The organism is Streptomyces sp. SP18BB07, from assembly GCF_036322545.1.
GTDB classification, from domain to species: Bacteria; Actinomycetota; Actinomycetes; order Streptomycetales; family Streptomycetaceae; genus Streptomyces; species Streptomyces deccanensis.
This window is the reverse complement of the sequence record NZ_JAQYWT010000370.1, coordinates 433,037-456,939: the sequence shown is the minus strand read 5'-3', so window position 1 is coordinate 456,939 and position 23,903 is coordinate 433,037. Positions and strand designations below refer to the sequence as shown.

General features: G+C 69.9%; 26 protein-coding genes and 1 pseudogene. 21 read left to right on the top strand and 6 right to left on the bottom strand.

Features of this window, described 5'->3' with window-relative positions; translation table 11 throughout:
- Nucleotides 1-143: 143 nt before the first annotated feature.
- Nucleotides 144-758 (top strand): TetR/AcrR family transcriptional regulator, encoded by a 615-nt coding sequence (locus PUR53_RS47455; RefSeq protein ID WP_329912574.1) that lies wholly within the window; start codon nt 144-146, stop codon nt 756-758.
- Nucleotides 759-925: 167 nt separating this feature from the next.
- On the opposite strand, the gene PUR53_RS47450 is transcribed toward PUR53_RS47455, so the two are convergent.
- From PUR53_RS47450 to PUR53_RS47440, 3 genes are all read right to left on the bottom strand, one after another.
- Complete coding sequence (locus PUR53_RS47450; RefSeq protein WP_329901688.1) at nt 926-1,384, bottom strand: DUF4345 domain-containing protein; 459 nt, start codon at nt 1,382-1,384, stop codon at nt 926-928.
- Nucleotides 1,385-1,853: 469 nt separating this feature from the next.
- The gene (locus tag PUR53_RS47445) at nt 1,854-2,684 is read right to left on the bottom strand and encodes an enoyl-CoA hydratase/isomerase family protein (protein WP_329901687.1); all 831 of its coding nucleotides are present in this window, start codon (nt 2,682-2,684) and stop codon (nt 1,854-1,856) included.
- A 481-nt stretch (nt 2,685-3,165) separates the two neighbouring features.
- A complete protein-coding gene (locus PUR53_RS47440; RefSeq protein ID WP_329901686.1) occupies nt 3,166-3,864 on the bottom strand; it encodes an SDR family oxidoreductase in 699 nt (232 codons plus the stop codon).
- A gap of 376 nt (nt 3,865-4,240) precedes the next feature.
- On the opposite strand from PUR53_RS47440, the pseudogene PUR53_RS47435 reads away from it, so the two are divergent.
- The 13 genes and pseudogenes from PUR53_RS47435 to PUR53_RS47375 all read left to right on the top strand — a co-directional run.
- A pseudogene (locus PUR53_RS47435) lies at nt 4,241-4,378 on the top strand (PIN domain nuclease); the annotation flags it as partial.
- Between the two features lie 37 nt (nt 4,379-4,415).
- Nucleotides 4,416-4,841 (top strand): hypothetical protein, encoded by a 426-nt coding sequence (locus PUR53_RS47430; protein WP_329912573.1) that lies wholly within the window; start codon nt 4,416-4,418, stop codon nt 4,839-4,841.
- A 159-nt stretch (nt 4,842-5,000) separates the two neighbouring features.
- A complete protein-coding gene (locus tag PUR53_RS47425; protein ID WP_329912572.1) occupies nt 5,001-5,840 on the top strand; it encodes an ABC transporter ATP-binding protein in 840 nt (279 codons plus the stop codon).
- Complete coding sequence (locus PUR53_RS47420) at nt 5,837-6,709, top strand: ABC transporter permease (RefSeq protein ID WP_329901682.1); 873 nt, start codon at nt 5,837-5,839, stop codon at nt 6,707-6,709. Before PUR53_RS47425 ends, PUR53_RS47420 begins: the two co-directional genes overlap by 4 nt.
- 108 nt (nt 6,710-6,817) lie before the next feature.
- Entirely contained in the window at nt 6,818-7,933 is a 1,116-nt protein-coding gene (locus tag PUR53_RS47415; RefSeq protein ID WP_329912571.1) for an ABC transporter substrate-binding protein, read from the top strand.
- A gap of 38 nt (nt 7,934-7,971) precedes the next feature.
- Nucleotides 7,972-9,033, top strand: coding sequence for an LLM class flavin-dependent oxidoreductase (locus PUR53_RS47410; protein ID WP_329912570.1), 1,062 nt, complete (start codon nt 7,972-7,974; stop codon nt 9,031-9,033).
- Nucleotides 9,033-9,710: a cysteine hydrolase family protein gene (locus tag PUR53_RS47405; protein WP_329912569.1), complete on the top strand. Its 678-nt coding sequence runs from the start codon at nt 9,033-9,035 to the stop codon at nt 9,708-9,710. The genes PUR53_RS47410 and PUR53_RS47405 overlap by 1 nt, the downstream gene beginning before the upstream one ends.
- A gap of 5 nt (nt 9,711-9,715) precedes the next feature.
- A complete protein-coding gene (locus PUR53_RS47400) occupies nt 9,716-11,041 on the top strand; it encodes an NtaA/DmoA family FMN-dependent monooxygenase (protein ID WP_329912628.1) in 1,326 nt (441 codons plus the stop codon).
- Nucleotide 11,042: 1 nt separating this feature from the next.
- On the top strand, nt 11,043-12,449 hold the full coding sequence (locus PUR53_RS47395) for an MFS transporter (protein ID WP_329912568.1): 1,407 nt from the start codon (nt 11,043-11,045) through the stop codon (nt 12,447-12,449).
- A complete protein-coding gene (locus PUR53_RS47390; protein ID WP_329901677.1) occupies nt 12,449-12,949 on the top strand; it encodes an NADPH-dependent FMN reductase in 501 nt (166 codons plus the stop codon). The genes PUR53_RS47395 and PUR53_RS47390 overlap by 1 nt, the downstream gene beginning before the upstream one ends.
- On the top strand, nt 12,946-13,446 hold the full coding sequence (locus PUR53_RS47385) for a flavin reductase family protein (protein WP_329901676.1): 501 nt from the start codon (nt 12,946-12,948) through the stop codon (nt 13,444-13,446). Before PUR53_RS47390 ends, PUR53_RS47385 begins: the two co-directional genes overlap by 4 nt.
- A gap of 350 nt (nt 13,447-13,796) precedes the next feature.
- Nucleotides 13,797-15,233 carry a carboxylesterase family protein gene (locus PUR53_RS47380; RefSeq protein WP_329912567.1) on the top strand — a complete coding sequence of 479 codons (1,437 nt, stop codon included), beginning with the start codon at nt 13,797-13,799 and terminating at the stop codon, nt 15,231-15,233.
- Between the two features lie 65 nt (nt 15,234-15,298).
- Nucleotides 15,299-16,321 (top strand): alcohol dehydrogenase catalytic domain-containing protein, encoded by a 1,023-nt coding sequence (locus tag PUR53_RS47375; protein WP_329912566.1) that lies wholly within the window; start codon nt 15,299-15,301, stop codon nt 16,319-16,321.
- A 382-nt stretch (nt 16,322-16,703) separates the two neighbouring features.
- Here PUR53_RS47375 and PUR53_RS47370 read toward each other — a convergent pair whose 3' ends face one another.
- On the bottom strand, nt 16,704-17,657 hold the full coding sequence (locus PUR53_RS47370; RefSeq protein WP_329912565.1) for a helix-turn-helix domain-containing protein: 954 nt from the start codon (nt 17,655-17,657) through the stop codon (nt 16,704-16,706).
- Nucleotides 17,658-17,785: 128 nt separating this feature from the next.
- Between PUR53_RS47370 and PUR53_RS47365 the strand changes: the two genes are divergently transcribed.
- From PUR53_RS47365 to PUR53_RS47335, 7 genes are all read left to right on the top strand, one after another.
- On the top strand, nt 17,786-18,181 hold the full coding sequence (locus tag PUR53_RS47365) for an MmcQ/YjbR family DNA-binding protein (protein ID WP_329912564.1): 396 nt from the start codon (nt 17,786-17,788) through the stop codon (nt 18,179-18,181).
- Nucleotides 18,178-18,570 carry an MmcQ/YjbR family DNA-binding protein gene (locus PUR53_RS47360; protein WP_329912563.1) on the top strand — a complete coding sequence of 131 codons (393 nt, stop codon included), beginning with the start codon at nt 18,178-18,180 and terminating at the stop codon, nt 18,568-18,570. Before PUR53_RS47365 ends, PUR53_RS47360 begins: the two co-directional genes overlap by 4 nt.
- A 116-nt stretch (nt 18,571-18,686) precedes the next feature.
- A complete protein-coding gene (locus tag PUR53_RS47355) occupies nt 18,687-18,863 on the top strand; it encodes an AAA family ATPase (protein ID WP_329901670.1) in 177 nt (58 codons plus the stop codon).
- A 258-nt stretch (nt 18,864-19,121) separates the two neighbouring features.
- Complete coding sequence (locus tag PUR53_RS47350; protein WP_329901669.1) at nt 19,122-19,664, top strand: gas vesicle protein; 543 nt, start codon at nt 19,122-19,124, stop codon at nt 19,662-19,664.
- Complete coding sequence (locus PUR53_RS47345; RefSeq protein WP_329912562.1) at nt 19,654-20,589, top strand: gas vesicle protein; 936 nt, start codon at nt 19,654-19,656, stop codon at nt 20,587-20,589. The genes PUR53_RS47350 and PUR53_RS47345 overlap by 11 nt, the downstream gene beginning before the upstream one ends.
- Before the next feature lie 37 nt (nt 20,590-20,626).
- Nucleotides 20,627-20,941, top strand: coding sequence for a gas vesicle protein K (locus tag PUR53_RS47340; protein WP_329901667.1), 315 nt, complete (start codon nt 20,627-20,629; stop codon nt 20,939-20,941).
- Nucleotides 20,938-21,795 (top strand): GvpL/GvpF family gas vesicle protein, encoded by an 858-nt coding sequence (locus PUR53_RS47335; protein ID WP_329912561.1) that lies wholly within the window; start codon nt 20,938-20,940, stop codon nt 21,793-21,795. Before PUR53_RS47340 ends, PUR53_RS47335 begins: the two co-directional genes overlap by 4 nt.
- A gap of 142 nt (nt 21,796-21,937) precedes the next feature.
- On the opposite strand, the gene PUR53_RS47330 is transcribed toward PUR53_RS47335, so the two are convergent.
- Nucleotides 21,938-22,474 (bottom strand): hypothetical protein, encoded by a 537-nt coding sequence (locus PUR53_RS47330; protein WP_329912560.1) that lies wholly within the window; start codon nt 22,472-22,474, stop codon nt 21,938-21,940.
- 194 nt (nt 22,475-22,668) lie between these two features.
- A complete protein-coding gene (locus tag PUR53_RS47325) occupies nt 22,669-23,829 on the bottom strand; it encodes a DUF418 domain-containing protein (RefSeq protein WP_329912627.1) in 1,161 nt (386 codons plus the stop codon).
- Nucleotides 23,830-23,903 lie beyond the last annotated feature (74 nt).

Sequence of the window (23,903 nt, the reverse complement as noted above, 5' to 3'; positions counted from 1 at the left end):
CGTATCGCTCATGGCCTGAGCCTTTCTGGTGGGGATGAGCAATACGATGACGATCGTAATCTAAAAAGTCAAGCCTTTAGATGTCGATCGGCATCTATGTATGCTTGACCGCCGAGTGTCGACCGTGGAAGGGGAGGCTGGACATGCGAGTGACCAAGGCGCAGGCGGAGCAGAACCGTGCGCACATCGTCGCGACAGCGGCCAGGCTGTTCCGTGAGCGCGGCTATGACGGTGTCGGCGTGGCCGAGCTGATGGCGGCTGCCGGGTTCACCCATGGCGGGTTCTACAAGCACTTCCGGTCCAAGGCCGACCTGATGGCCGAAGCGTCCGCGAGTGGGCTCTCGCAGATCGCGGCACGGGCAGAAGGTCGGGGCCCGGCCGAGTTCGTCGAGAGCTACGTCTCCCGGGGGCATCGCGACGGGCGCGGCGACGGCTGCGCCATCGCGGCCCTCAGCGGCGATGCCGCACGTCAGTCGGCGGACATCAAAGGAGAGTTCGCAGCCGGGATCGAGAACTTGCTGACGGCCCTTCAGGCCCCAAGCGGCACACCGGGGGATGCGGACCAGGATCAGGGCGCGGCCCGCGCCATGCTGATCGACATGCTCGCCCATTCGATCGGAGCGATCGTGCTGTCGCGGGCATGTCCCGACGATTCTCCGCTGGCGGACGAAATCCTCGATGTCAGCCGCAAGGAGATTCTCGCCTCGCTGGCGCACGGCAGCGGTGACCAGTCGGCGGCACTGAGCCCAGAAGCCTGAGCTTGTTCTTCATGGTCGGCGGTTTCGTTGAGGCCGGCAGCGCACGCGGGCGGGCTTGATGGTCTGGCTGCGCGATCGAGCCGCAGGTTCCCGTTCTCGCAGGTCACGCCTCTGTACCGCGAGAACGAGTCATCAGATGGGGCGGCCGGCATCGCGCGACACTACTGTCAGGCGGTCTCTTTCAGCTGCGGGGAGGAGTCCTCCACCCGCAATACAGAGGAGTCCTCCACCCGCAATACATAGGCCGCAGCGCCGGCGTAGGAAGCCTCGACGACAAGAACGGCGATCAGCACCGCATGGGGCCACCCATCCGCCACGATGCTGACCAGGCGCCCCACAGCCAGGCCGCTCATGAGGGTGAACAGCGTGATGAGCGAAGTCCTGGTGTAACGCGTGTTAAAGGCTCCCAAGCAGAACAAGATCGCCATGGCTACGAACAGTGACCCGGAACCGCTCCTGAAAATGTTCGCCTCCGATGGCGACTGGATGTCGACCCCGTAGACGTCGAGCAAGAGGTGGGGAGCCAGGAGATAGATCACCCCGATCACGGCGAGCCCGAGGCCCGCGGAACCAAGAACCAGCTTTTTCAGACGCATCTTTCTGATACCTCCGGCTTGGGAGCTCATCGAAGAAGCTCCGGAACATGCGGCACGAACTGCTCGTGGTGCTCGTGGGTGCTGGAAGACGCCGTCATGGCCGGCATCGGGGTAGATCTGAAGTGAAGGCGTCGGGCAGGCGATGCGCGAGGTCGGACGATGCTCGTGTGGGAAGCCTGCGGTCGTCCTCGCCGTACGCGACCAGCACGGGACGCCGGATCGAGGAGAAGTCCATCGGTGCTTGACTTCCCCAGCGAAGAATCGCCTTGAGCTGGGCAGCGACCCTCTCGGTGAGGCGCCGGACACAGCCTCCGTGTTCGGACCCCGGCGGGCTGGGCGGGGCCTCCGGCCGGGAGCCGGCGGCCGGGCCGCCGTGGGGGAGCTTGCCCGGCCGCCATGGGGACCCCGGTGGGCCGGGGATGGAACCCGCCCGGAGTGTCGCGGCGCCCACGGGCGCCCTGCGGGGCGCTGCGGTCGGTCGTGGGCGCGGCCGGAGCGATCAGAGGGCTTCGCTGACCCGCCCGATGTAGTCGCCCAGCTGGTACTCGACGTCGAGGCCCTTCTCGGCGGCCAGGGCGCCGAGTCCGACCGCGCGCGCGGCGAATCCCGGCTGCGTCAGGGTGCCCGCGAACTCGCCGAAGGCGGCGACCAGGTGGGCGTCCGGCGGCAGGGTCGCCCGGTTGACCTGGGACTTCGCGGTCGCAATTGCCTGCCGGTCGAAGGAGGCGAGACGGGCGACCGTCGCGTCGACGAAGGCGTCGAGCTCCGCGTCGGGCAGGGTCCGGGTGACCCATCCCCAGCGTTCGGCCAGGTCGGCGTCGTAGTCGGCGCTGGTCAGGATGGCCTCCAGCGCGCGGTCGCGGCCGATGGAGCGCGGGAGCCGCTCGCCGCCGCCTCCGCCGGGGACGAGGCCGAGGCCGACCTCGGGCTGGCCGAAGAACGCCTTCTCGCGGCTGGCGTAGCGCAGGTCGCAGGCGAGGGCCAGCTCGTTGCCGGCGCCCCGGGTGCGGCCCCGGATGGCCGCGATACTGACGAACGGAGCCTTGCTCAGCCGCAGGACCATGTCGGTCCACAACGGGTTGTCGTCCTCGTGCTCGGGCAAGGGAAGGTCGGCGGCCGCGGCGGCGTCGAAGTGGTTGATGAAGAAGTCGGGAAGTTCGCTGGCGAAGACGACGACCTGGATGTCCGGGTCGTTCTCCAGCTCCGAGACGATCTTGTGCAGCGTCACGATCGACTCGGGGACCACCAGGTTCACGGGAGGATTCGAGAACGTGATCCTCGCGGTCCGCGGAGTCGTCCGCTCAAGGCGGATCGTGCTGGGCTGGCTCATGGTGTGGTTTCCGTTTCATAGAGGGGGCTTGGGCTTGCGTGGCCGTGACCGCGTCCGGCGACCACAGGGCTGTTGGGGCTGGTGGGGGGCGGGTGTCGCCGACCTGTCACTCGGAGCTGCATCGGCTGAGCCGGCCCCGCCTGCACCTGTGCGGCGTGGTGTGGGGTCCGTTCGGTCGAGCTGATGGCGAGCCACCGCTCGGTCCCCGCCTTTTACCTTACGATCGTAAGACAATAGGTCGAGAGTCGCTCGGCAGGCAAGACCCGACACGCGGGGCCAGTCACCGGCCAGCTGTTTCACACGTGTGACCAGCCGGCGAATCCCAGCAGTCGAGACCGTCCGGCGCGGTGAGGAATCCGGCCATGCTGATGATGATCACGGACCAGACGGCGTGCCGCCCGGAACGGTTGCTTGTGATGCTGTGCCATGACGTTCCCTTGGCCGACATGCCTGGCGGTCGGCCCGTGCGGGCGGGTGCTCCTCAGGGGAGCTGCGGGTAGAGCGCCGAAACGCCCCCGGACAATGCTGCCTGTGCCTGGCGGGCCGCGTTGTCGGCGAGGATCTCGTAGGCGCCGGCGGCGATGCCGTCCACGGCGATGCGCGCGATGTCGGCGGGGTCGGACTTGTCCGCGTCGACGGTTCGGACCATGTCGGTGTCCATGTAGCCGACGTGCAGGCCGGCGACGCGGATGCCCTGGTCGGCCAGTTGCACGCGCAGGGTGTTGGTGAGCGACCACTCCGCGGACTTGGCGGCGCAGTAGGCGCCGAACTCCGGGAAGCTGACCCAGGACAGGCCGGACAGGACATTCAGCATGGCCCCGCCGCCGTTGGCCGCGATCTGGGGTGCGAAGGCGCGGGCCACCGTCAGGGTGCCGAGGTAGTGGGTGTTCATCTCCAGGCGGATGTCGTCCAGATCGGCGGTGAGCAGGTCGGCTCCCGTGGAGGAGCCCGCGTTGTTGACCAGGATGGTCACGTCGCCGGTGGCCGCGGCGGCGGCCGCGACGGAGGCGGGGTCGGTGATGTCGAGGGCGATCGGCTTGGCGCCGGGCAGGTCGACCTGGTCGGGATTGCGGGCGCCGGCGTAGACGGTGGCGCCGCGGCTGAGCAGTTCGGCGGCGAGGGCCCGGCCGAAGCCTCGGTTCGCTCCGGTGACAAGGGCGGTGCTGGCGGAGAGGTCCATGAAGGTTCCCGGTGAAGTGGAGGGGAGATGGTCAGAGCACTGATGGCGTGGCCTGATGTGCCACATCCATTGAATTACGATCGTAATTGTAAGGGGGCTGAGTCGGTGATCGCAACCGATTCGCCTGGTGGACGACGCTGGGTCGGGTTCCTTGCCGGAGCACCGTCAAGGAGCTGATCGACGCGGGCAAGGGCAAGTGCTTCGGCCTGAGCGAGGCCGGCCCGCAGACCACCCAACCTCTCCACGCCGCGCGCTCGAAGCCGCCGCCCGCCCGATCCCTTCGGCTCACTCTGGAAGGAGGCGACTGAGCCGCATGGGCTGACGAGACAACGTTTGGCCTGCGGAAATGGCCTCAGAGGCTCGGAGGGGCCGAAATCGGCCGACGGGAGCGATCGACCTGTTGGTGTGTGCGACAGCTGTACGCCATGGGCACACCGTCCTCCACGTGGACCATGACTTCGCGACGGTGGCCGGAGTTGGCCGACGACCGGCGTGGGGACGGCCGACAGCGTGAAACACGGGCGAAACGGGCGTTTTCTAGACTCCGGCGCGTGCACCTTACCGTCCTTGACGCCCCTACCGAGTGGAGCCGTTTCACCGAGGGGTCCATCGAACGCCGCATGCTGCTCGCCCTCGGCGACCAACTCGGCACCAGCCTGCGTCCGAAGCCGCTCATGCTGCCCGACAGCAGCCGCGTCGAGGTCGAGGGAATCGACGCCGCGGGCCGCGTGCTCGTGCAGCTCGTCAGCAATCAGGGTGCGTACAAGCCCGCCTACCGCAACAAGGTCATGGCGGACATGTTCAAGCTGCTCTGGCTGCGGAACTCGGTGCCGACCGCCGAGCGCGCGGTGCTCCTCGTCACCGAGCTGATCGTGCAGGCTCTCGGCGGCTGGGTGGCACGCGCGGCGGCGGACCTCGGCATCGAGGTCTACGTCTTCGACGGGAACGCGGCCGTAACACTGGGCAGTCGAACGTAAAGTCCGCGAAACACAGTACGGTCAGGCGGCGAAACACAGGGCTCCTAGTGTCCGGAGCACCTAAGCGGATTTCCGCGTCGCAGTCCCGCACTCGCTACGCACGCTCTCCGACTTCCAGGATCGAGCCTTCGCGCTCGCGACATGGATGGGAGCGTGAAGGTGACTGGTACGCCAGCACTTGAGTTGCGGTCGGTGCACCGGGTCTACGGATTCGGGCCGTCCGCGACGAATGCCCTCGACGACGTTGATCTGACGGTGCCGTCCGGCCGCTTCGTCAGCCTCATCGGGCCCAGCGGCTGCGGCAAGTCGACACTGCTGCGCCTCGCGGCCGGCCTTGAGCGGCCCGACCGGGGCGAGGTCCGGGTGCACGGCGTCCCGCCCGCGCAGGCGTGCGCCGCCAAGATGATCGGGCTCGTGCCGCAGAGCCCCGCCCTGCTGCCGTGGCTGTCCGTGCTCCGGAACGTCACTCTGCCGCAGAAGATCAATAAAGGGTCGGCCAGGCGCCGCGAGCGCATCGCAGGCTTCGCGGAGCACGAGTCCGCGCAGCCCGCGCCGTCCGTCCCCGACATGCGGGAGCTCCTCGTCAAGGCCGGTCTCGGCGAGGCCATGCACAAGCTCCCGGCGCAGATCTCCGGTGGCATGCGGCAGCGTGCGGCGATCGTCCGCGCCTTCGGTCTGCGGCCCGACGTCCTCGTCATGGACGAGCCGTTCTCGGCGCTCGACGAGTTCACCCGCGAGAGCCTCCAGGACCAACTGCTCGACCTGTGGGACGAGTTGAAGACGACGGTGCTGTTCGTCACCCACTCCGTGTCCGAGGCCGTCCGGCTCTCCGACACCGTGGTCGTCATGGCCCCGCGCCCCGGCCGCATCGTGGACGTCATCGATGTCGACCTGCCCCGGCCACGCGGTGACCGCCTCTTCGGGGAGCGCCGCTTCCACGAGTACGAGGACCTGATCCGAGACCGACTGCGCCGCGCCTGGCGCGGTGAAGCCGCATGAGTGGGGGCCTGGAGATGACCGTGACCGCCGAACGCGCCACTCTGGCGGCCGAGAGCGAGCAGCCCGTCGAACCGTCGCGCTTCAGCCTCAGGCATCCGAAGTCCCGGATCGGGTGGGTCCGGCCTTCCGTGTGGGCGCCCCTCCTCGTGATGCTGGCGTTCCTCGCCGTCCTGTGGCAGTGGGCCGCCCGGGAACTGCCCTACCTGCTGCCGCCGCTGCCGAGTATCGGCAGCTCGCTCACCACCCAGTTCGGCTACTACGTCGACAACGCCCTGGTGACCGTGGGTGAGGCGACGGGGGGCCTCGCGATCGGGTTCGTCGCCGCGTTCGTCCTCGCGGTGCTGACGAGTGAACTGCCGCTCCTGCGCCGGGCGGTCATGCCGATGGCGGTCGTGCTCAACGTCACCCCGCTCGTGGCGATCGCACCCGCCCTGGTCGTGGCCTTCGGCTTCGGTCCGCTGCCCAAGCTCATCATCGCCGGGCTGATCTGCTTCTTCCCGATCCTCATCAACACCGCGGCCGGTCTGGGGTCCGTGCCGCAGGAGGTGCTGCAGGTGTACCGGACGATGGATGCCGGACGCTTCGAGCTGCTGTGGCACGTGCGCATCCCCAACGCGCTGCCGTTCCTGTTCGCGGCGCTGCGCATCGTCTTCCCGCTGTCGATCGTCGGCGCCGTGGTGGCCGAGATGTCGGCGTCGGGATCCACCCGCGGCCTCGGCACCGCGATCAGCACGGCCTCGTCGATGAACCAGCTGCCGGTCGTATACGCCTCGATTCTCGTCCTGGCCGTCATGGGCGTACTGCTGCTGCTCGCCGTGACGCTGGTCGAACGTCGCGTGCTGCACTGGCACGACAGCGCGCACAACTGACGTTTCCCCCTTCCTTGTTCAGCCCGTGGCCCGCGATGGCGGGGCGCTCGGCGACCCATGCCCTCCTCCGCACCCTCCCCGGCGGCCACCGCCAGTTTGGAGTCACCCATGCCACACCCCCGCCTCATCAGAACCACGCTCGCCGCCGTCGCCCTGACCACCGCCCTCGCGGGATGCGGCGCGTACTCCGCCGCCGACACCTCGGCGGGCTCGGCAGGTTCCGCGATCTCCGCGAAGCGTTGCGCCGAGAACAAGGCCGCCGGCACGATCACCTACCTGTCGGGCTACCAGTACCAGTCGTCGGTGTCGATCCTCGAATACGTCGCCGCCCGCAAGCTCGGCTACTTCAAGGACCTCTGCCTGAACGTCGACCTCAAGCCCGGCAGCGGCGACACCGCGCAGAACACCAAGCTGCTCGCCAGCGGTCAGGCGACCGTGGGTCCGGTCGCCGAGCAGGACATCATCCAGGCCCGGGCCAACGGGATCGACATCACCGGCATCTCCTCGTACTCGAACGCGGGCCTCGAGGTTCTGATGACGAACAAGGACATCACCAAGCTGACGCAGCTCGACGGCAAGGTCGTCGGCCACAAGGGCTACGTCCCCGCCACCGTCCGGGCGATGCTGGTCAAGGCCGGGGTCAAGTGGGACTCGCTCAAGCTGGTCAAGCAGGGCTACGACCCCTCCGTACTGCCGCGCAAGCAGAGCGGCCTCGAAGCCCTCACGGGATTCCTCTCCAACGAGCCCAACCAGCTCAAGGCGGCCGGCCACGCCGTCACGGTGTGGAAGCCGATCGACTACGGCGTCCCGAGCTCGCTCGGCGCGATGGCGGTGAACCCGACGTTCGCCAAGGCGCACCCGCACGCCGTCGAGGACATCCTGCGCGCCGCGCTGCACGCCTACGACTACTGCAACTCCAGCGACGAGCACATCGCCGAGTGCGTCGGGTACGCGGCCGAGCTGTCCGGACCGACGTACGACAGGAAGCTGAACACCACCATCTGGAAGACCGAGACGCGTTACGTCAAGGGCCATCCGACGCCCGGGCAGCCGCTGGGCGGCATCGACCCCAAGAACGTCGCGGGGATCGTCGACATGCTGCACCAGTTCGAGATCGTGCCCGCCGGCGTGACCGCCGACCGGGCCGAGGGCTGGTTCGACACCTCCTACGTCAGGGACATCTACGCAGGCGCAGGCGGCAAGCTCGTCTGGCCCGCCCCGTAGCCGCATCGCGGATCAGACATCTCACGAAAGGCGCTCACATGCCCGCGAAAGAGTACGGAATCTTCCTCCCCATCGGGAACGGCGGATGGATGCTGTCCACGACCGCTCCCCACCCCGAGGCGGACTACGCGTGGAACAAGCGCGCGGCCCTGCACGCCGAGACCATCGGCCTCGACTTCATCATGTCGATGGCGAAGTGGCGCGGCTTCGGCGGCAGCACCGACCACTGGGGCCGCTCGCTGGAGTCGATGACGATGATGTCGGCGCTCGCCGAGGCGACCAGCCGGGTCAAGATCTGGGCGACCATGCACGCGAACGTCCACAACCCCGCCATCGCGGCGAAGATGTTCACCACCCTCCAGGACATCTCCGGCGGCCGCGCCGGCATGAACATCGTCAACGGCGCCTACGCGGGGGAGTTCGAGCAGTTCGGCATGTGGGACCCGCGGCTCAGCCACGAGGACCGCTACCAGATGACGGAGCTGTGGACGGAGGCGGTCACCCGGCTGTGGAGCGAGGACTCCGTCACCATGGGCACGCCGTACTTCGACCTCGTCGACTGCGAGTCCCGCCCGCACCCGGCCGTCCGCCCGACCCTCATCAACGCGGGCCGGTCGGAGGAGGCCCGCCGCTTCCAGGCCCGATACGCCGACGGTGCCTTCCTCGCCGCCGACAGCCTCGACGAGATGCGGGAGCTCTCGGCGGACGTCCACGAGCGGGCGAAGGCCAACGGTCGTGTCTGCAAGACCTATTCGATGCTCACCGTCGTCCAGGACGAGACCGACGAACTGGCCGCCAGGAAGGTGAGGGAGTGGAGCGCGGGTCTCGACCGTGAGGCGCTCACCCAGATGCGTCGCACCTGGGGCATGCCCGAGGACCAGGCCCGCGCGTGGGCCGACGGCGCCACCGGTGAGGCGGCGTTCCAGACCGCGTACGTCGCCGGATCGGCGCGGACGGTCACCGACCACATCGAGTACATCGTGCGCGAGGCCGACCTGGACGGACTCATGCTGATCTTCCCGGAGTACGACAAGGACATGCTGCTGTTCGGCGAGACCGTACTGCCGGCCCTGCGCGCCCGTGACGAGGTGGCGGCGTGATGTCCGACATCCGTGACAGACAAGACCTGCGGGAACGGCAACTCGCCCACGTCACCCGGCCCGGCAGCAGGCCCGCGCTGGTCGTGGTCGACGTACAGCGCGACTTCGCCGATCCGGAGCGCCTCACGGCATACGGACTGACGGATGCCGCTCTGTCGGCGCTCGACCAGGCCGTCACCCGCATCGGCGACCTCGTCGACGCCGCGCGTGCTGCCGAAGTGCCGGTCGTCTGGGTCGAGTTGGGCAGTGACCCCGCGCGGCCGTGGCGGTCGAGCAACTGGCTGCGGGGAGGCGACTACGACGCCCCCATGAGCCCGGACGAGCCGTGCGTGCTCGGTACGCCGGGTGCCGAGTGGTACCGGGTGCGGCCCGCCGAGGGCGAACCGCGCGTGGTCAAGCGCGCGTACAGCGGATTCCTCGGCACCGAACTGGAGGCGCGGCTGCGCGGGGCCGGCTGCGACTGGCTCACCGTCGTGGGCCTGACGAGCGAGTGCTGCGTCTACGCGACCGCCCAGGACGCCGTGCAACTGGACTGGCCCGTCGTCGTCCCCCGGGACGCCACGGCCGCCTACGACCTCGACGTCCATGCCGCGGCGCTCGTGCAGCTGGGACTCAACGTGGCCGTGCTCGGCGACACCGACGAGGTCGTCGACCTGTGGAAGAAGGCGGCACTGTGACCGGCATGCACATCGCCTTCGATCTCTCCTTCGCCCACACCGAGGGCGCCTGGGCCCGGCAGGGCTCCTGGGTCGGACGGGACTTCCCCGATGTACGCATGTACATGGAGCTGGCGCGGACGGCCGAGCGTGCCGGCGTCGGGATGCTGTTCTTCGGCGACGGCAGCGGCATACCGAGCACCTGGCGGGGGAGCATCGAGCCGGCGGTGGAGTGGGGCATCCAGTGGCCGCGCCACGACATGTCACCGGTCATCGCGGCGATGTCCACCGTGACCGAGCGGGTCGGCTTCGGTCTGACGTACTCCTCGACGTTCATGCACCCCTTCTACGTCGCCCGGCTGCTGAACTCGCTCGACCATGTGACGGGCGGGCGCATCGCCTTCAACGTGGTCGCCTCGACGCGCGGCGCGGACGCGGCGAACTACGGCTTCGGCGAGCTGATGGACCACGACCTGCGCTACGAGCGGATGGAGGAGTTCGTCGCCGTCTGCCGCGCGCTGTGGGACTCGGTGGCACCCGACGCCATCGTGCGCGACCGGGCCACGGGCCGGTTCGCCGACCCGGCGAAGGTGCACCCGATCGACCACGAGGGGCGCTTCTTCACCGTCAAGGGGCCGCTGGCGTCGGTTCCCAGTCCGCAGCACCACCCGCTCATCGTCCAGGCGGGCAACTCACCCCGCGGCATCGCCGCCTCGGCACGGTTCGCCGATCTCGTCTTCGGCTTCGGCGGCAACCTCATGGGCCAGCAGCGCCACCGCAAGCTGCTCGACGAGGCACTCCTCGCCGTGGGGCGCGACCCGGCCCACGTGGGCATCCTCTGGGCCACGCAGGTCATCGTGGGCCGCACGACGGCCGAGGCACGGGCCCGCCGCGACGCGGTGCACGAGTTCTGGAACGAGGAAGCCGTCGCCACCTATCTGTCGCACAACGCCGGGTACGACTTCTCGACGCTGCCGGGGTCCTTCCGGCTGGCCGAGCTGCGCGACGAGATCGTCGCGGCCAACGCCAGCCCGGCGGGCCTCATCGGCTCGCTGATCGCGGAGTTCGGCGAGGAGCACACGATGAGCCGCGACGAGTTCTTCACCCACGGCCGCGGCAGCGCGACCGGTCTCGATCACAGCGTCGTCGGCGACGCCGCCACCGTGGCCGACGCGTTGGAGGAGAACTTCGCCGCGACCGGATCACGCGGCGGCTACATGATCTCCTGCCCGCTGGCCATGCCCTCCGGCTTCAACGACATCAGCGAGCTGCTGCTGCCCGAGCTGCGCCGCCGTGGCGCCCTCGCGCCCGCCCACCCCGGCGCCACGCTGCGCGAGAACCTGGCGGTGTGAGATGACCGCGGCAAGCGGGCGACGCGACTGGCTCGCCCTCGGCAGCCTGTGCGCCGGGTTCTTCATGCTGCTGCTGGACAGCACCGTCACTTCGGTCGCGTTGCCCGCGCTGATCACCGGCCTGCACACCAGCGAGACCCTCGCGATCTGGGTCAACAGCAGCTATCTCATCGCGTACGCGGTGCCCCTGCTCGCCGCGGGACGACTGGGCGACCGCTACGGCCACCGGCGCGTCCACCTGATCGGACTCGCCGCCTTCACGCTCGGGTCGCTGCTGTGCGCGCTGGCCCCCACCATCGAGGCACTCATCGGATGGAGGGTGGTCCAGGGCGTCGGTGCCGCGCTGATGACACCGCAGTGCCTGACCCTCATCAAGGCGCTGTTCCAGCCACCCCGCCTCGCCGTCGCGCTCGGCATCTGGGGCGCGGTCGGGGGCGCTGCGGTGGCCGCCGGGCCGCTGGTCGGCGGCCTGCTCGTCGCCGTCGGCGGCTGGCCCGCGGTGTTCTGGGTCAACGTCCCGGTCGGCGTGGCGGCGATGGTCGCCGTGTCCGCGTTCGTCCCCGTCCTGCCCCGTCAGGAGGTGGGCATCCCGGTGTGGGCGATCTGCGCGAACGCCGCCGGCGTCGGCGCACTCGTCCTCGGCATCCAGGGCACGGATGCCGTGAGCGCCGACGCGTGGGGCGTACCGCGCTGGGTGCTCACCGCCGCCGGCGCGATGGTCGTCGTGGCCGTGGTCTGGCTGCAGCGTCGTGACGGGCTGCGCGCCCTCCTGCCGGTCGCGTTGCTGCGCAGCCGCGGGTTCGTCACCGCGGCCTGGGGTGGCGCGGCCGCGGCCTTCTGCGCGGGCTCGGCCATGATCCCGCTGATGCTCTACCTCCAGCAGGAGCGCGGGCTCGCCCCGGGCGCGGCGGCGCTCACGCTCGTACCGATGGGTGTGGTGTGCCTGCTCAGCGCTCCGCTGTCGGCCCGGCTCAACAACACGATCGGGCCCCGTGCCGTCGCCGTCCTCGGCTCGTCGGCGCTCGTCCTGTCCATCGCGGCCTCGGCGGTACTCGTCGCGACGGACGCGCCGATCCCCGCCCTGACCGCCGCCTTCGCGGTGTACGGAGTGGGCAACTCGTTCGTCTGGTCACCTCTGTCGATCGCGGCGGTGACCACGGTCGCGGCGGACGAGGTCGGGGCGGCGTCGGGAGCCTTCAACGCCGTGAAGCAACTCGGCGCGGTGCTGGGCAGCGCCGCCGGCGCCGTACTCCTGGCCGGATTCGGCTACGCCGCCACCCTCGGCGGACTGGCCGCCGCCGGACTGTTCTGTCTCCTCGCCTCCGCGCTCCTCCGGGTCGACCGTCCAGGGGCCGGATCTCCCGCGGTGTCCGCCGCCGCTCCCTCTCTACCGACAGGAGTCGCCTGATGAAGGCTGTCGCCGTCATAGGAAACCCCAAGGCCGGCTCGCGCACCCGCGATGCCGCCGAACGCCTCGCCGCAGCCCTCGGGCTGGACTGCGAGGTCCTCGAAGTCGCCGAACTCGGGGCCGGTCTGCTCGCCTGGGGCGACCCGGACGTCACCGCGGCCGCCCGGCGGGTGCGGTCCGCCGACGTCGTGATCGCGGCATCTCCCACCTACAAGGGCACCTACACCGGCCTGCTCAAGCTCTTCCTCGACCAGCTCCCCACGGCGACCGGCCTCGCCGGCCAGGTGGCGCTGCCCCTCATGCTCGGCGCGGGACCCGGGCACGCCCTCGCCCCCGAACTCACCCTCAAACCCGTACTCGTCGAACTCGGCGCGACCTGCCCCGCGCAGGGCCTCTACCAGCTCGACTCCACCTACACGACGGATGACTCACTCGCCCGCTGGGCCGGGCAGTGGAGCCGGACCGTGCTCGACGCCGCGAAGACGAGGACCGCACGATGACGACCATGGAAACCCTCACCTCCGATCTCGGCGAGCTGAAGAGGGCGTTCGCCGCGTTCCCGTCAGGGGTCGCCGCCCTGTCGGCGCGCGTCGACGGCGACCCGACCGTCATGATCGTCTCGTCGTTCACCGTCGGGGTCTCCGCCGAACCGCCCCTGGTCTCCTTCGCCGTGCAGCACAGCTCGACGACCTGGCCGGTGCTGTCCCGCGCGCGGGCGATCGGCGTGTCCGTCCTGGGCGAGGAACACGGCGACAGGGCCCGGCAACTCGCGTCCCCCAGCAAGGACAGCCGGTTCGCGGGCCTCGACACGGCGGAAGCGGCATCCGGCGCGATCTTCCTTCAGGGCGCCCCGGTCTGGCTGGAGTGCGCGATCGAGCACCACTACCCGGCCGGCGACCACGACATCATCGTTCTGCGGGTGCTGGCCATGATGGCCGACGACGACCGCAGTCCCCTCGTCTGGCACCAACGGACGTTCAAGATGCTGGCCGACTGAGGCGATGCCGGTGCTGTGACGTCCGCGCGGCCGACGCGTGGCGGGGAGCATCTCACCACCCCGCCGGTCTTGCCTGCGGCGGGGTGCGGCTGCCGGTCCGCAGTGGAGACAGACCTCTCGCGGGAGGTCAGGCCGGCCCCGATCGCCGACGATCCGGCCGTCGGTCATGGAGGAGAAGCTCATGGCCGGCACCGAGATCTTGTTCCCGAAAGTGTCACCTGATGACCACCGGGTGACCGTCGCCCGCCGGGCGTCTTGTCGAATCCCGGGAAACGATGGGAGACGTCACCGCGAGCAGCCAGCCGCCGAAGCACCGCGCGAATGCCCGAACCGCGCTGGAAGGACGTGTCATGACCGCGACCACCCCCAAGGCTCCGACTGCACCGGGGGTGCGGTCCTGGTGGGGGATCCCGTACGCCACCGCCGAGCGGTATCGCCGCCCCGTGATCGCGGACTTCGATCCAGACCGACCCTATGACCGCAAGGGCGTCGTCTCTGTCCAGCCCGAGAGCGGCGACTGGCTCGAAGCGGACAGCGGGATGGGCGAGGACTGCCTGAACCTGAACGTGTGGGCCCCTGAGCAGCCGGCCGACAAGGCGCTCCCGGTGACCGTGTACATCCACGGCGGCGGATTCGAGTACGGCGCGAACACCCAGATCACCTCCAACGCCTCCGGTCTCGCCGCGACGGGGCGCGTGGTGAGCGTGTCGGTCAACTACCGGCTCGGCGCACTGGGCGCGCTCTCGCTCTCGCAATACGACGGGCGGCTCGCCGAGGCCAGCAACCTTTTCCTGCAGGACGTCATCGCCGCGCTGACCTGGGTCAAGCGGAACATCGTCCACTTCGGCGGCGACCCCGACCAGGTCACGGTCTACGGCCACAGCGCCGGCGCCTACTCCACCTTCGGTCTGCTCGGCGCCTCCTCCGCCGACGGCCTGTACCGGCGACTGGCCGGGTTCTCCGGTGGGCCCGCTCGTAGCGTCCCGGCCTGGTGGGCCGAGGAGCTCGCGCACCTGTTCGTCACCGAACTCGGCGTAGCGGACAACCCGGAGAAGCTGGTCGACCTCGACGCGGTCTCCCTGAGGGACGCCCTGCGCAAGGTCGCCCCGACGGACCTCGGAGTCCGCGGCGGGGTGGACAACAAGGCCACCGGCGTCGTCCTGGACATCGGGCAGCCCGGCGCGGTGGTGCACGCCCACCCCATGGACGTCCTCGCCTCGGGCGCGCACCGCGATGTCGACGTGCTGCTGAGCATGGCGAGTGACGACATGGGGTGGTGGGTGGCGAACGACCTCGACCGCTTCAACCCGCACACCCTCGACCGCGTCGTCGACGAGGTCGCGGGGTGGCGTATTTCCCGCTCCCGCGCGAAGAAGATCGTCGACGCCTACGACCAGGGCGGCCGAACCCCGGCCGAGGTCCGCGCCGCAGTCATGGCGGACTACCTCTTCGCACTCCCTGCCGCCCGCGGCTGCCTGGCGCACGCCGCCGCCGGCGGCAACGCCCATCTTCTGATGATCGGGCCCGCCGAGGGCGCGCCCGCGGTGCACGGCACCGAGATGTACGCCTTGGTCGGCCAGGAACAGCAGGGCCGCAGCGCCGAACAGGCCGAGCGTGACACGCGGATCCGCGACATCGTGCTCGACTTCGCCACCGGTGAGCAGTCCTGTCTGTGGCCCGCCGTCACGGACAAACCCACCTCGGGAAGCGTCGGCACCCCGCCCTTCGAGGCGACCGCCCACTACCAGCAGGCCCTCGACCTGTGGGAGGGCATCGACCGCCCCTGACGGCCGGCGCGGGACGCCATCCGGAATAGCGCACCAAGGGGGCGAAACAGAGTGAGGAACTCGGTATGAGCCAACCGACAGCAGCCGGCGACGCCACACCGGCGACGATGCGGGCCGTCGTCGTCACCCGGCCCGGCGGCCTCGACGCACTGCAGATCAAGGATCTGCCGGTGCCGGTACGCAAGTCCGGCTGGGTGCGGATCAGGGTGAAGGCGTTCGGCGTCAACGAGTCCGAGGTCACCACCCGCAAGGGCGAGTCGGACGCGGAGGTCACCTACCCGCGTGTACCCGGCATCGAGGGCGTCGGCGTGGTCGACGAGGCCGACGAGGACAGCGAGCTGAGGCCGGGACAGCAGGTGGCCACGATGATGGGCGGCATGGGCCGCTCGTACGACGGCGCGTACGCCCAGTACGTGACCGTCCCCGCGGCGCAGGTCATCCCGTTCGAGACCGGCCTGCCGTGGGAGGTCGTCGGTGCGCTTCCGGAGATGTTCCAGACCGCCTACGGATCGCTGACCACCGGCCTGGACCTCAAGGCCGGGCAGACGCTGCTGATCCGCGGCGGCACCTCCACGGTCGGGCTGAGCGCGGCCACGATCGCGAAGGACCTCGGAGCCACCGTGCTGTCCACCACCCGCAGCCCGGAGCGGGCCGGGGGGTTGCGGGCCGCGGGCGTCGACCATCCCCTTGTCGACAGCGGCACGATCGCCGACCAGGTGCGCGAGCTGATGCCGGAGGGTGTCGACGCCGTACTGGAGCTGGTGGGCTGCTCGGTCCTCGCCGACACCCTCAACGCCGTCCGCCGGCACGGCACGGTCTGCTTCACCGGAGCCCTGGCGGGCCAGTGGACGATCCCCGATTTCACCCCGTTCATGATCCCGGGCGGGGTGCGGCTGACGTCCTACGGCGGTCAGGCCGCCGACCTCCCGGCCGACGTCTTCACCCGCCAGCTCCGGGCCATCGCCGAAGAGCGTCTCAAAGTCCCGGTCGCGAAGGTCTACCAGGGCCTGGAACAGGTCCGTGACGCCCAGGCCGATGTCGAGTCAGGCACCACACCGGGCAAGCACGTCGTCGTCCTGGGCGACTGAGACCTGGGCAACTGAGAAACGACAAACAACCGCCCACGATGCCTGACGGTCGACGACGGCCGGCCACAGCATCCGTACGAGGAACTGGCACAGGAGTGGAAGAAGTCCTCGATGGACGGCCCAGCCCGGGCATCCCATCGGGCGCCTGCCAGCGGACGCCGGGCTTCCAGGAGGCGCCGCTCGTCGATGAGTTCCCGTACCCACTCCGGTCACCTGCCCCGGTCCCTGACCGCAGGAGGCACGCCGCGGTCCAGCTAGGAGATCGGCGACATCGCCTACTGGTCACCCGGTCCCGACATCGCCGTCTTCCATGACCATGACGGCCAGTCCATCCCCGACCCCGGCATCGTGCTGAGACCCGGCCGGAAACCACCGAGACCCGTCAGCCAAGGAGAGGAGGGGGGACGGTCGTGGCCTTGCCGGCCGCGAAGGCGGCCGGGGTGAGGCCGGTGCGGTCGCGGAAGAAGCGGCCGAAGTTCGCGGGATCGGTGAAGCCGAGGTGGACGGCCACAGTCCGGGCATCCCATCGGGTACCTCCCAGCAGGCGCCGGGCTTCGAGGAGGCGCCGCTCGTCGATGAGTTCGCGTACTCCTTTGCCGGTGGCGTCCCGGGCGGCACGGCTGAGGGTGCGGACCGAGCAGCCGAGCAACTCGGCGTAGTCCGCGGCGTGGTGGAGTTCGCGAAAGTGCAGTTCCAAGGCGTCCAGGAAGCGTCCGTACCGGTCGGCTCGGCCCGCGTGGGCCGTGGCCGTGCCGATGGGGGCGATGTCCGGGGAGTTGGCCAGGCGCAGCAGCAGCGATTCGAGCAGGCTGCGCCGCAGGGCGTGGTGGATGTCGAGGGGGCGGCGCCCCAGTGCGCGGTGTTCGTCCAGGAGTTGGAGTGCCGTCTGCCGGAGCCAGGCGGTGTCGTCGGGGTGCGGGGTGAGCACGGCGGGGGCGTCGTGCGCGGTGAGCGGGGCCAGGAGACGAGCGAGGTCGGGCCGCAGTACGTCCGGTTCGAAGAGGATGAACGGGCCGCGGGCCGCGCCGGGCGGATGCCAGCACTGCGCGTGTCCGGGACGCACCCACAGCCACTGGCCGGGGGTGACGGTCCGCGTGACGTGGTCGACGTCGTGCCACAGCTCGCCCTCGGTGACGGCGATGAGGTAGTGGAAGGTGGCGCGGCCGGGACGGGGCGGGTTCCACGGCCAGTCGTCGTGGTGGGCGAAGAAGTCCTCGACGGTGCTCACCTCAAGGCCGTACGGGGTACCGACCGGGGGCTGGAAACCGAACAGCGGGACCGCGGCCGGACCGCCCGCGCTGCCGCTCGGATCAGGGTGTCGCTTGTCGACCATCACGTGTCCGCAGCCTACCGCCCTTCCGGCTGACTGCGGCGGAAGGATGGGACGTGCCACCGCGCCCACTCGGCGCGCCCTCCACATTCCTCGATGCCACAGTCCGTCACCACCTGAGGAAGGCACGCCCGATGAACGGATCGGCCCTGCACAAGACCGCCGCCGACTGCGCGGAGGAACTCCCCGGAGCCCAGCTGGAGCACCCCTTCGGCCCCGACTGGGAGGTCTTCAAGGTGCGCGGCAAGGTGTTCATGCTGATGACCGAGGTCCCGGGGCGGCCCGTCGTGATCCTCAAGGCGGACCCCGGCGAGGCCCACGCCCTGCGGGAGCAGTACAGCCAGATCACCCCCGGCTATCACATGAACAAGAAGCACTGGATCACCGTGGAGGGCGGAGAAGCTGTCGACAAGGAGCTCGTCAGGGAGCTTGTCACCGACTCCTACCGGCTCGTCGTCGCCCGTCTGCCCAAGGCCGAGCGGCCCCTCGACCCGCACACCTACGGCGTCGGCCCGCGGGCGGCCCGGTGAGCGCGGCCGGTGACCGCCTCCAGGACACCGCCCGCCAGGCGGCTCTGGCCCTCCCCGGCGTCAGCCACGGCTACCCCTTCACCCCGGAACTCGACGTGTACAAGGTCGCGGGCAAGGTGTTCCTGATCGTCACCGACGACCCGGACGAACAGATCATCACGGTCAAGTGCGAGCCCGAGCACGCGCGGGCACTGGAGCGCGGCTACGCCTCGATCACCCCGGGCCGCTACCTGGACAAGAAGCACTGGATCTCGGTCGGTCCCGGACGAGGCATCACCAAGCGCCTGGTCGACGAAGCGGTCGGGCACTCCTACGACCTGGTCGTCGACCGTCTGCCCCACGACAAGCGCCCGCCCAGGCCCACAGGATCGCGGCGGGCCGGCGCCTGAACCCCCGCGCACCTTCCCGCCGGTGCGAACCAGCCGCGCCCTCAGCCGACAGGAATCACCGTGCGGACGTCGTCGGACAGAACCACCTCCTGGCCCCGGACGCCCCACTGGGCCGCTTGCTCGCGCAGCGCCGCCTCAGCTCCGCAACCCTGTGGGGGCCGCCCAGCGTCGGCAAGACGACCATGGCCCGGCTCCTCGCCGACGCCGCCGGCCTCGCCTTCGCACCGGTGTCGGCCACCTTCTCCGGCGTGGGCGAACTGCGCAAGGTATTCACCGCCGCCCGCAGCCGGTGACGAAGAGCGCCGAGCGTGACCGGTCCTACCAGTAACCAACAGCGGTCGACAGCTGAGCCGGGACCGTGGCCTGCCGGTACTCCTGACGTGCTGCCCCGGCGTTGCGCTCGGTGGCGCGACCACCGACAAGTGATCGACGAAATACGGCGGGTGGGTACGGCATTTCACCCGCGCGTGCCGTGCCCCGGACCCGCCAGGACGGCCGACCTCCGCCGTGTCGGGTGTGTAAGCCGCGTGAGGGCGGATACGCGCACAGGCATGAGCAGCTATCCGGACAACAACGTGGGCAACCGGGCCGCCTTACCGCCCGCGAGCACACGCCGCGATGGGGCGATGGCCGGAGCGCGAGGCGTGGGAGCCGTTCCGCTGCAGCCCAGACGGGACGGCGACGGGGGTCTGGCCCATGTCGTGGAGACCCTGCTGGACAAAGGGCTGGTCCTCAACGCCGACATCATGGTGTCGGTGGCGGGGGTGGAACTGCTCGGCATCCGTCTGCGCGCCGCCCTGGCCTCCTTCGAGACAGCCGCTCACTACGGGCTGGAGTTCCCCTCCGGTACGGACACGGAGACGGCCGCCTGGCGGCAGGCGCGGGTGGCGAAGGAGACCTGCCCCCAGTGCGACAAACGTGCTCCCGTCGAGCAACTGCTGCAGGAGTACTGCCCTTGGTGCGGTTGGCGCAGTGCCCACGCCCGACTGACGGAGCAAGCCGCCTCGGGTCCCGTCCCTCTCGACGGCTCCGCCGCAGGTGCCGACCGCGCGAGCGTGGAGGCTCGGGACGAGGCGGCCCGGCGTGACGGTTGAGCCATCGCCCCTGCGTCCGACGCGTGACCCCCGGGTGACACTGGACGACCTGGTGGAGGTCCTGCTGAACAAGGGCGCGGTCCTGCACCTGGACCTCATTGTCGCCGTGTCGGACGTCCCGTTGATCGGGGTCAGTCTTCGGGCGGCCGTCGCGGGTATGGAGACGATGCTCGAGTACGGCATGATGCGGAACTGGGACGAGGCGACCCGGGCCTGGGCCGAACGGTCTGCCGCGCGCCGCACGATCGACCTGCGGGACGGCGAAAGAGTCATCAGCCGCATGAGCGGCGGACACCTGGCAACAGAGGGGCCGAGCCACACGTGGCGGCCCGGCACCGTCTGGTTGACCGACCAGCGTCTGGCCGTGGTGCGGGACGAGCCTCGGGAAGTCCTGTGGGAGAGCGAGCTCGGCGTGGTCCGGGGTGTCCGACTCGCCCCGGAGTCCACGGTGGGCGGCGAGGAACGCCTGCGGGTACGGGTGGCGTTGGCCGACGGTACGGAGGAACTGCTCTCGGCCCAGGACCCCGAGGGGCTGCACGACCATCTCACCGACGCATGCGCGGGCCGTTTGGACAACGCGTTCTGGCACACGTCGCCGGCTGTCGAGGAGCGGCCGCTGGCGGAGGGGCGGCTGTGGTTCCACGAACCGCGCCGCGGCGGCCCGTTGTGGCGCTGCGGGCAGGGGCGACTCACCGGTGAGGCACTGACGTGGAAGTCTCCGATGGATTCCCGGCCCGCCCTGGTCGTCCCCACCGCGGAGATCACCGATGTGCGCCGTACGGCGAACGGGACCAGCCCCGCCGGGGACGGCGAAGTGCTCGTCCTCCGCGCCATGGGGCGGGGCGAAGTGCTGCTGGCCGCAGGCGACTCGGTGCCTTGGACGCAGGCGCTGACCATGGCGGGGTCCCTCCCACCGGCCGCATGACCGTACGGCGAACCGCGACACAGAAAGGTGGGCAGTCATGCCCCTGACCGTCGACGAGAAAAGCCTCAAGCACGGCGTGTTGTCTCTGGTGGTCACGCTGGTGGAGGTCATCCAGGAGGCGCTCGAACGCCAGGCTCTGCGCCGTATCAACGGAGGCGACCTGACGTTGGAGGAGAGCGAGCGCCTGGCCGACGCCCTGCTGGAACTGGATGAGGCGATGGACCAGATCAAGGACGACCACGGCATCACTACCTCCGTCGCGGACCTGCACCGGGGCCTGGACGAGGTGGTCGACGACGTGGTCGACAAACTCGTCAACCCTCGGCGCTGGGCAGAGGAGGCCGACGCATGACCGGGGAACACGCCCTGTACGTGTACGCCTTACTGCGTTCGGAGACAGCAACCACCTGCGAGGTCACCGGTCTCGACGGGTGTCCCACACGGCTCGTCCACGCCCCGGGCACAGGCATCGCGGCCTTGGTGCACGATGCCCCCGCCACCCCGTACCAGGGCAGTGACGACCAGGTCCGCCGCTGGGTGAGGCAGCAGAGCGAGGTCGTCACCACCGTGTGGGAACGAACCGGCAGTGTCCTGCCCATGACCTTCAATGTCCTGGTCGCCGATGAGCCGTCCCCGGCGGGCGGGTCCGCAGGCGGGCGGAAGGCGGCCGAGCGACTGACGGAATGGATCGCCGAACGGGCAGCCGAGATCGACGAACAGCTACGCACACTGGCTGACCGGTGCGAACTGCGGGTGGAGATAGCCCTGGACCGCAGAGTCCTCGGCGCCACACCGGCCTCGCACACAGACGCAGCCTCGACGCACCGCTCGGCGGGAATGCGCCGGCTCCTCGCCAAACAGGAGGAACAGACCGCCAGGCAGACGGCCGAGCGGCTGGCCGACGAGGTGCACGCGGAAGTCCGCGGCAGACTGCTCGCCATCGCGGAAGACCTGCGTGACCGCGGCCGCACCCAGCAATCCCCGGACGAGACACATGTGCTGTCAGCGGCCCTCCTCACCCGGCAGGAGAACATCGACACCGTGGGTGGAGTCCTGAGCGACCTCCAGGCACGTCAACCCGCCGTGCGTATCCGTTTTTTGGGCCCCTGGCCCCCGTATTCCTTCACCGAACTGCCGGATCCCCCGCCAACCGCGGCCCTGCTCGCGGGGCAGCCTTCGGCCGGTGCACGCTCTGATCCGCCATGATCGACGAATCCCGGCCGGGGTGACCGCGCAGTCGACAGGGCGTGATGCGGCAAAAAAGGTACCGGGCCGCGAGCGGCCGTAGCCTTCCGGCGGCACCGCGGTCGCCGCTTGTCCCTCCCGGAAGCGCGGAACGGACATCGACTTACGCGCCGCCTCTCAGCTCCTGAACCGCGGCAATCACGCTGTCCACCACCTCGGTCACCGGCTTGGACGCATCGATGATCGTCGCGCCACGGCTTTCGTGGATCGCTCGCATCCGAGGATTCCACTTCAGGGCCGCTGCGAGCTCTTCGGGATGTGTACCGAAGGGGTTCGTAGTGCGGGTCGCGAGCCGGTGTCGGAGGATGTCATCGTTGATCACCAGGCCCACGATGACGTCGAAAAGATCGAGGACATCTGCCTCGTTCTCCGCCGACCCGCACAAGAACGCGATTCGGGAACGAGACTCCTCGACGAGGGTCTCAACGCGTTCGCGGACGATCGCCCACCCGTATCGATCGAGCCAGCCCCCGGGAACCGGATACGGAGGATCCACCACGACCTCGCCCGTAGCCCGGTCGATCCAGTGGCTGAAGCCGTCCTCGTCGGCGTCGAGCGCGACGTAGCCACGCTCTCGCAACACCCCACAGACCGTGGACTTACCGGTCCCTGAATTGCCCGTCACCCACACCACGGTCACGCCGTCAGCGTAGACATGACCACCCCGGCCGGCGACGCAATTGCCATCAGGCAAGGCGTAGCCTCGACCGAGCGACTGCTTCCCGCACAGCCGGGGGACGACCGAAGCTCAAGCTGGGCCCGAGTGACGGAGTCGTCCCGCCGTCCGCGCGCGATGCCGGGTGGGGCGCGGAAGGCGTCCCACCCGGGCGGGTGTCAACGGATGCGCTTCGCCGGCTTGGTGGCGGCGTTGAGCAGGTGCTCCAGGGGGCCACGGCGGAAGAAGCGGGACCAGACGGTCGCGAACAGGGTGGCTCCGAGGATGAACATGAGCAGCGGCACCCATGATTGCTGGGTGCTGGTCCCGGCGGGCATGGACAGCGCGGACTGTGCGAGGAAGTGGCCGACGTAGGCGGTCAGGGACATGGTGCCCACGGCGATGACCGGTGTGGCCAGGCGGCGCAGTCGCGGCAGGTGGTCCATCGCCACCGTCGCGCCCACGATCACGAGGATCGCCACTCCGACGCTGCCGATGATGTCGAACGTGGTGCCGCTGTGCGGTCCGGCCGTCAGGAGCGACGACGCAGGCATGTCGGGGAACGACCCCCCGTCCAGGGACGCCGACCCGCTGTCGAGGGCCGGTGACCCGGAGCCGCCGGACGACGGCCCGTCCTCCGCCATGCTCCTCAACGCGTCCCCACCGGCCAGCAGCAAGGACATGCCGTACGCGGCCAGCGTGAGGGCGGCACCGAGCGCGGCCAGACGCCGTTGGACAGTGCCGGAGGGCAGGTCGAGCCGGCCCAGTGCCATGCCCGTGATCACGAACGACATCCACGTGAGCGCCGGGTAGAAGCCACTGAGCAGCAGATCGAGCACTCCCACGTCGCTGAGCCGGTGGAGCGGGTCGTAGGTGTTGATGCTCTGCCGGATCGGCTCGGTCAGCAGGGAGTTCAGGACGAACGCCAACTGCGGTGCGACGAGGGCGAGCGCGGCCGCGATGATCGCGAGGGTCCTGGCACGCAGTCGTACCAGAGGCAGGGCGAGGAGGAAGTAGACCCCGTAGAAGCCGAGGATGATCACTCCTCCGTACTCCGTGGCCATCGCGGTGCCCAGCGCCAGCAGGACGACGGCGCGGATCGCGATCCGGGCCTTCGCCTGCCTGCCGGCCACGCCGGTCCTGGGCTCGCGGCGGCCGGCGATCAGCATCAGTGAGAACCCGGCCAGGGTGGCGAACAGGACCGAGGAGTGACCGTCCGCCACGTAACGGATCCAGCCGGCCACGCCGGTCGCGGCGGACAGTGGGGGGCCGATGTGCACGATGTACATGCCGAACACCGCCAGCGCGCGGGCCAGGTCCACCCCGACGAGGCGTCCCATCGAGGGAGCCGGCGAGGCCGGCGTGGCGGACTCGGGGGAGGGCCGGGGCTGCGGAGGCGGGTTCTCCTGCGGAG

Excerpts from the sequence above, each read along its gene's own strand:
- PUR53_RS47395 (WP_329912568.1), top strand. The coding sequence starts at position 11,043 with ATGACCGCGGCAAGCGGGCGACGCGACTGGCTCGCCCTCGGCAGCCTG.
- PUR53_RS47450 (WP_329901688.1), bottom strand. The coding sequence starts at position 1,384 with ATGAGCTCCCAAGCCGGAGGTATCAGAAAGATGCGTCTGAAAAAGCTG.
- PUR53_RS47400 (WP_329912628.1), top strand. The coding sequence starts at position 9,716 with ATGCACATCGCCTTCGATCTCTCCTTCGCCCACACCGAGGGCGCCTGG.
- PUR53_RS47455 (WP_329912574.1), top strand. The coding sequence starts at position 144 with ATGCGAGTGACCAAGGCGCAGGCGGAGCAGAACCGTGCGCACATCGTC.
- PUR53_RS47350 (WP_329901669.1), top strand. The coding sequence starts at position 19,122 with ATGAGCAGCTATCCGGACAACAACGTGGGCAACCGGGCCGCCTTACCG.
- PUR53_RS47415 (WP_329912571.1), top strand. The coding sequence starts at position 6,818 with ATGCCACACCCCCGCCTCATCAGAACCACGCTCGCCGCCGTCGCCCTG.
- PUR53_RS47440 (WP_329901686.1), bottom strand. The coding sequence starts at position 3,864 with ATGGACCTCTCCGCCAGCACCGCCCTTGTCACCGGAGCGAACCGAGGC.
- PUR53_RS47365 (WP_329912564.1), top strand. The coding sequence starts at position 17,786 with ATGAACGGATCGGCCCTGCACAAGACCGCCGCCGACTGCGCGGAGGAA.
- PUR53_RS47335 (WP_329912561.1), top strand. The coding sequence starts at position 20,938 with ATGACCGGGGAACACGCCCTGTACGTGTACGCCTTACTGCGTTCGGAG.
- PUR53_RS47390 (WP_329901677.1), top strand. The coding sequence starts at position 12,449 with ATGAAGGCTGTCGCCGTCATAGGAAACCCCAAGGCCGGCTCGCGCACC.
- PUR53_RS47375 (WP_329912566.1), top strand. The coding sequence starts at position 15,299 with ATGAGCCAACCGACAGCAGCCGGCGACGCCACACCGGCGACGATGCGG.
- PUR53_RS47325 (WP_329912627.1), bottom strand. The coding sequence starts at position 23,829 with ATGGGACGCCTCGTCGGGGTGGACCTGGCCCGCGCGCTGGCGGTGTTC.
- PUR53_RS47445 (WP_329901687.1), bottom strand. The coding sequence starts at position 2,684 with ATGAGCCAGCCCAGCACGATCCGCCTTGAGCGGACGACTCCGCGGACC.
- PUR53_RS47385 (WP_329901676.1), top strand. The coding sequence starts at position 12,946 with ATGACGACCATGGAAACCCTCACCTCCGATCTCGGCGAGCTGAAGAGG.
- PUR53_RS47405 (WP_329912569.1), top strand. The coding sequence starts at position 9,033 with ATGTCCGACATCCGTGACAGACAAGACCTGCGGGAACGGCAACTCGCC.
- PUR53_RS47380 (WP_329912567.1), top strand. The coding sequence starts at position 13,797 with ATGACCGCGACCACCCCCAAGGCTCCGACTGCACCGGGGGTGCGGTCC.
- PUR53_RS47420 (WP_329901682.1), top strand. The coding sequence starts at position 5,837 with ATGAGTGGGGGCCTGGAGATGACCGTGACCGCCGAACGCGCCACTCTG.
- PUR53_RS47340 (WP_329901667.1), top strand. The coding sequence starts at position 20,627 with ATGCCCCTGACCGTCGACGAGAAAAGCCTCAAGCACGGCGTGTTGTCT.
- PUR53_RS47410 (WP_329912570.1), top strand. The coding sequence starts at position 7,972 with ATGCCCGCGAAAGAGTACGGAATCTTCCTCCCCATCGGGAACGGCGGA.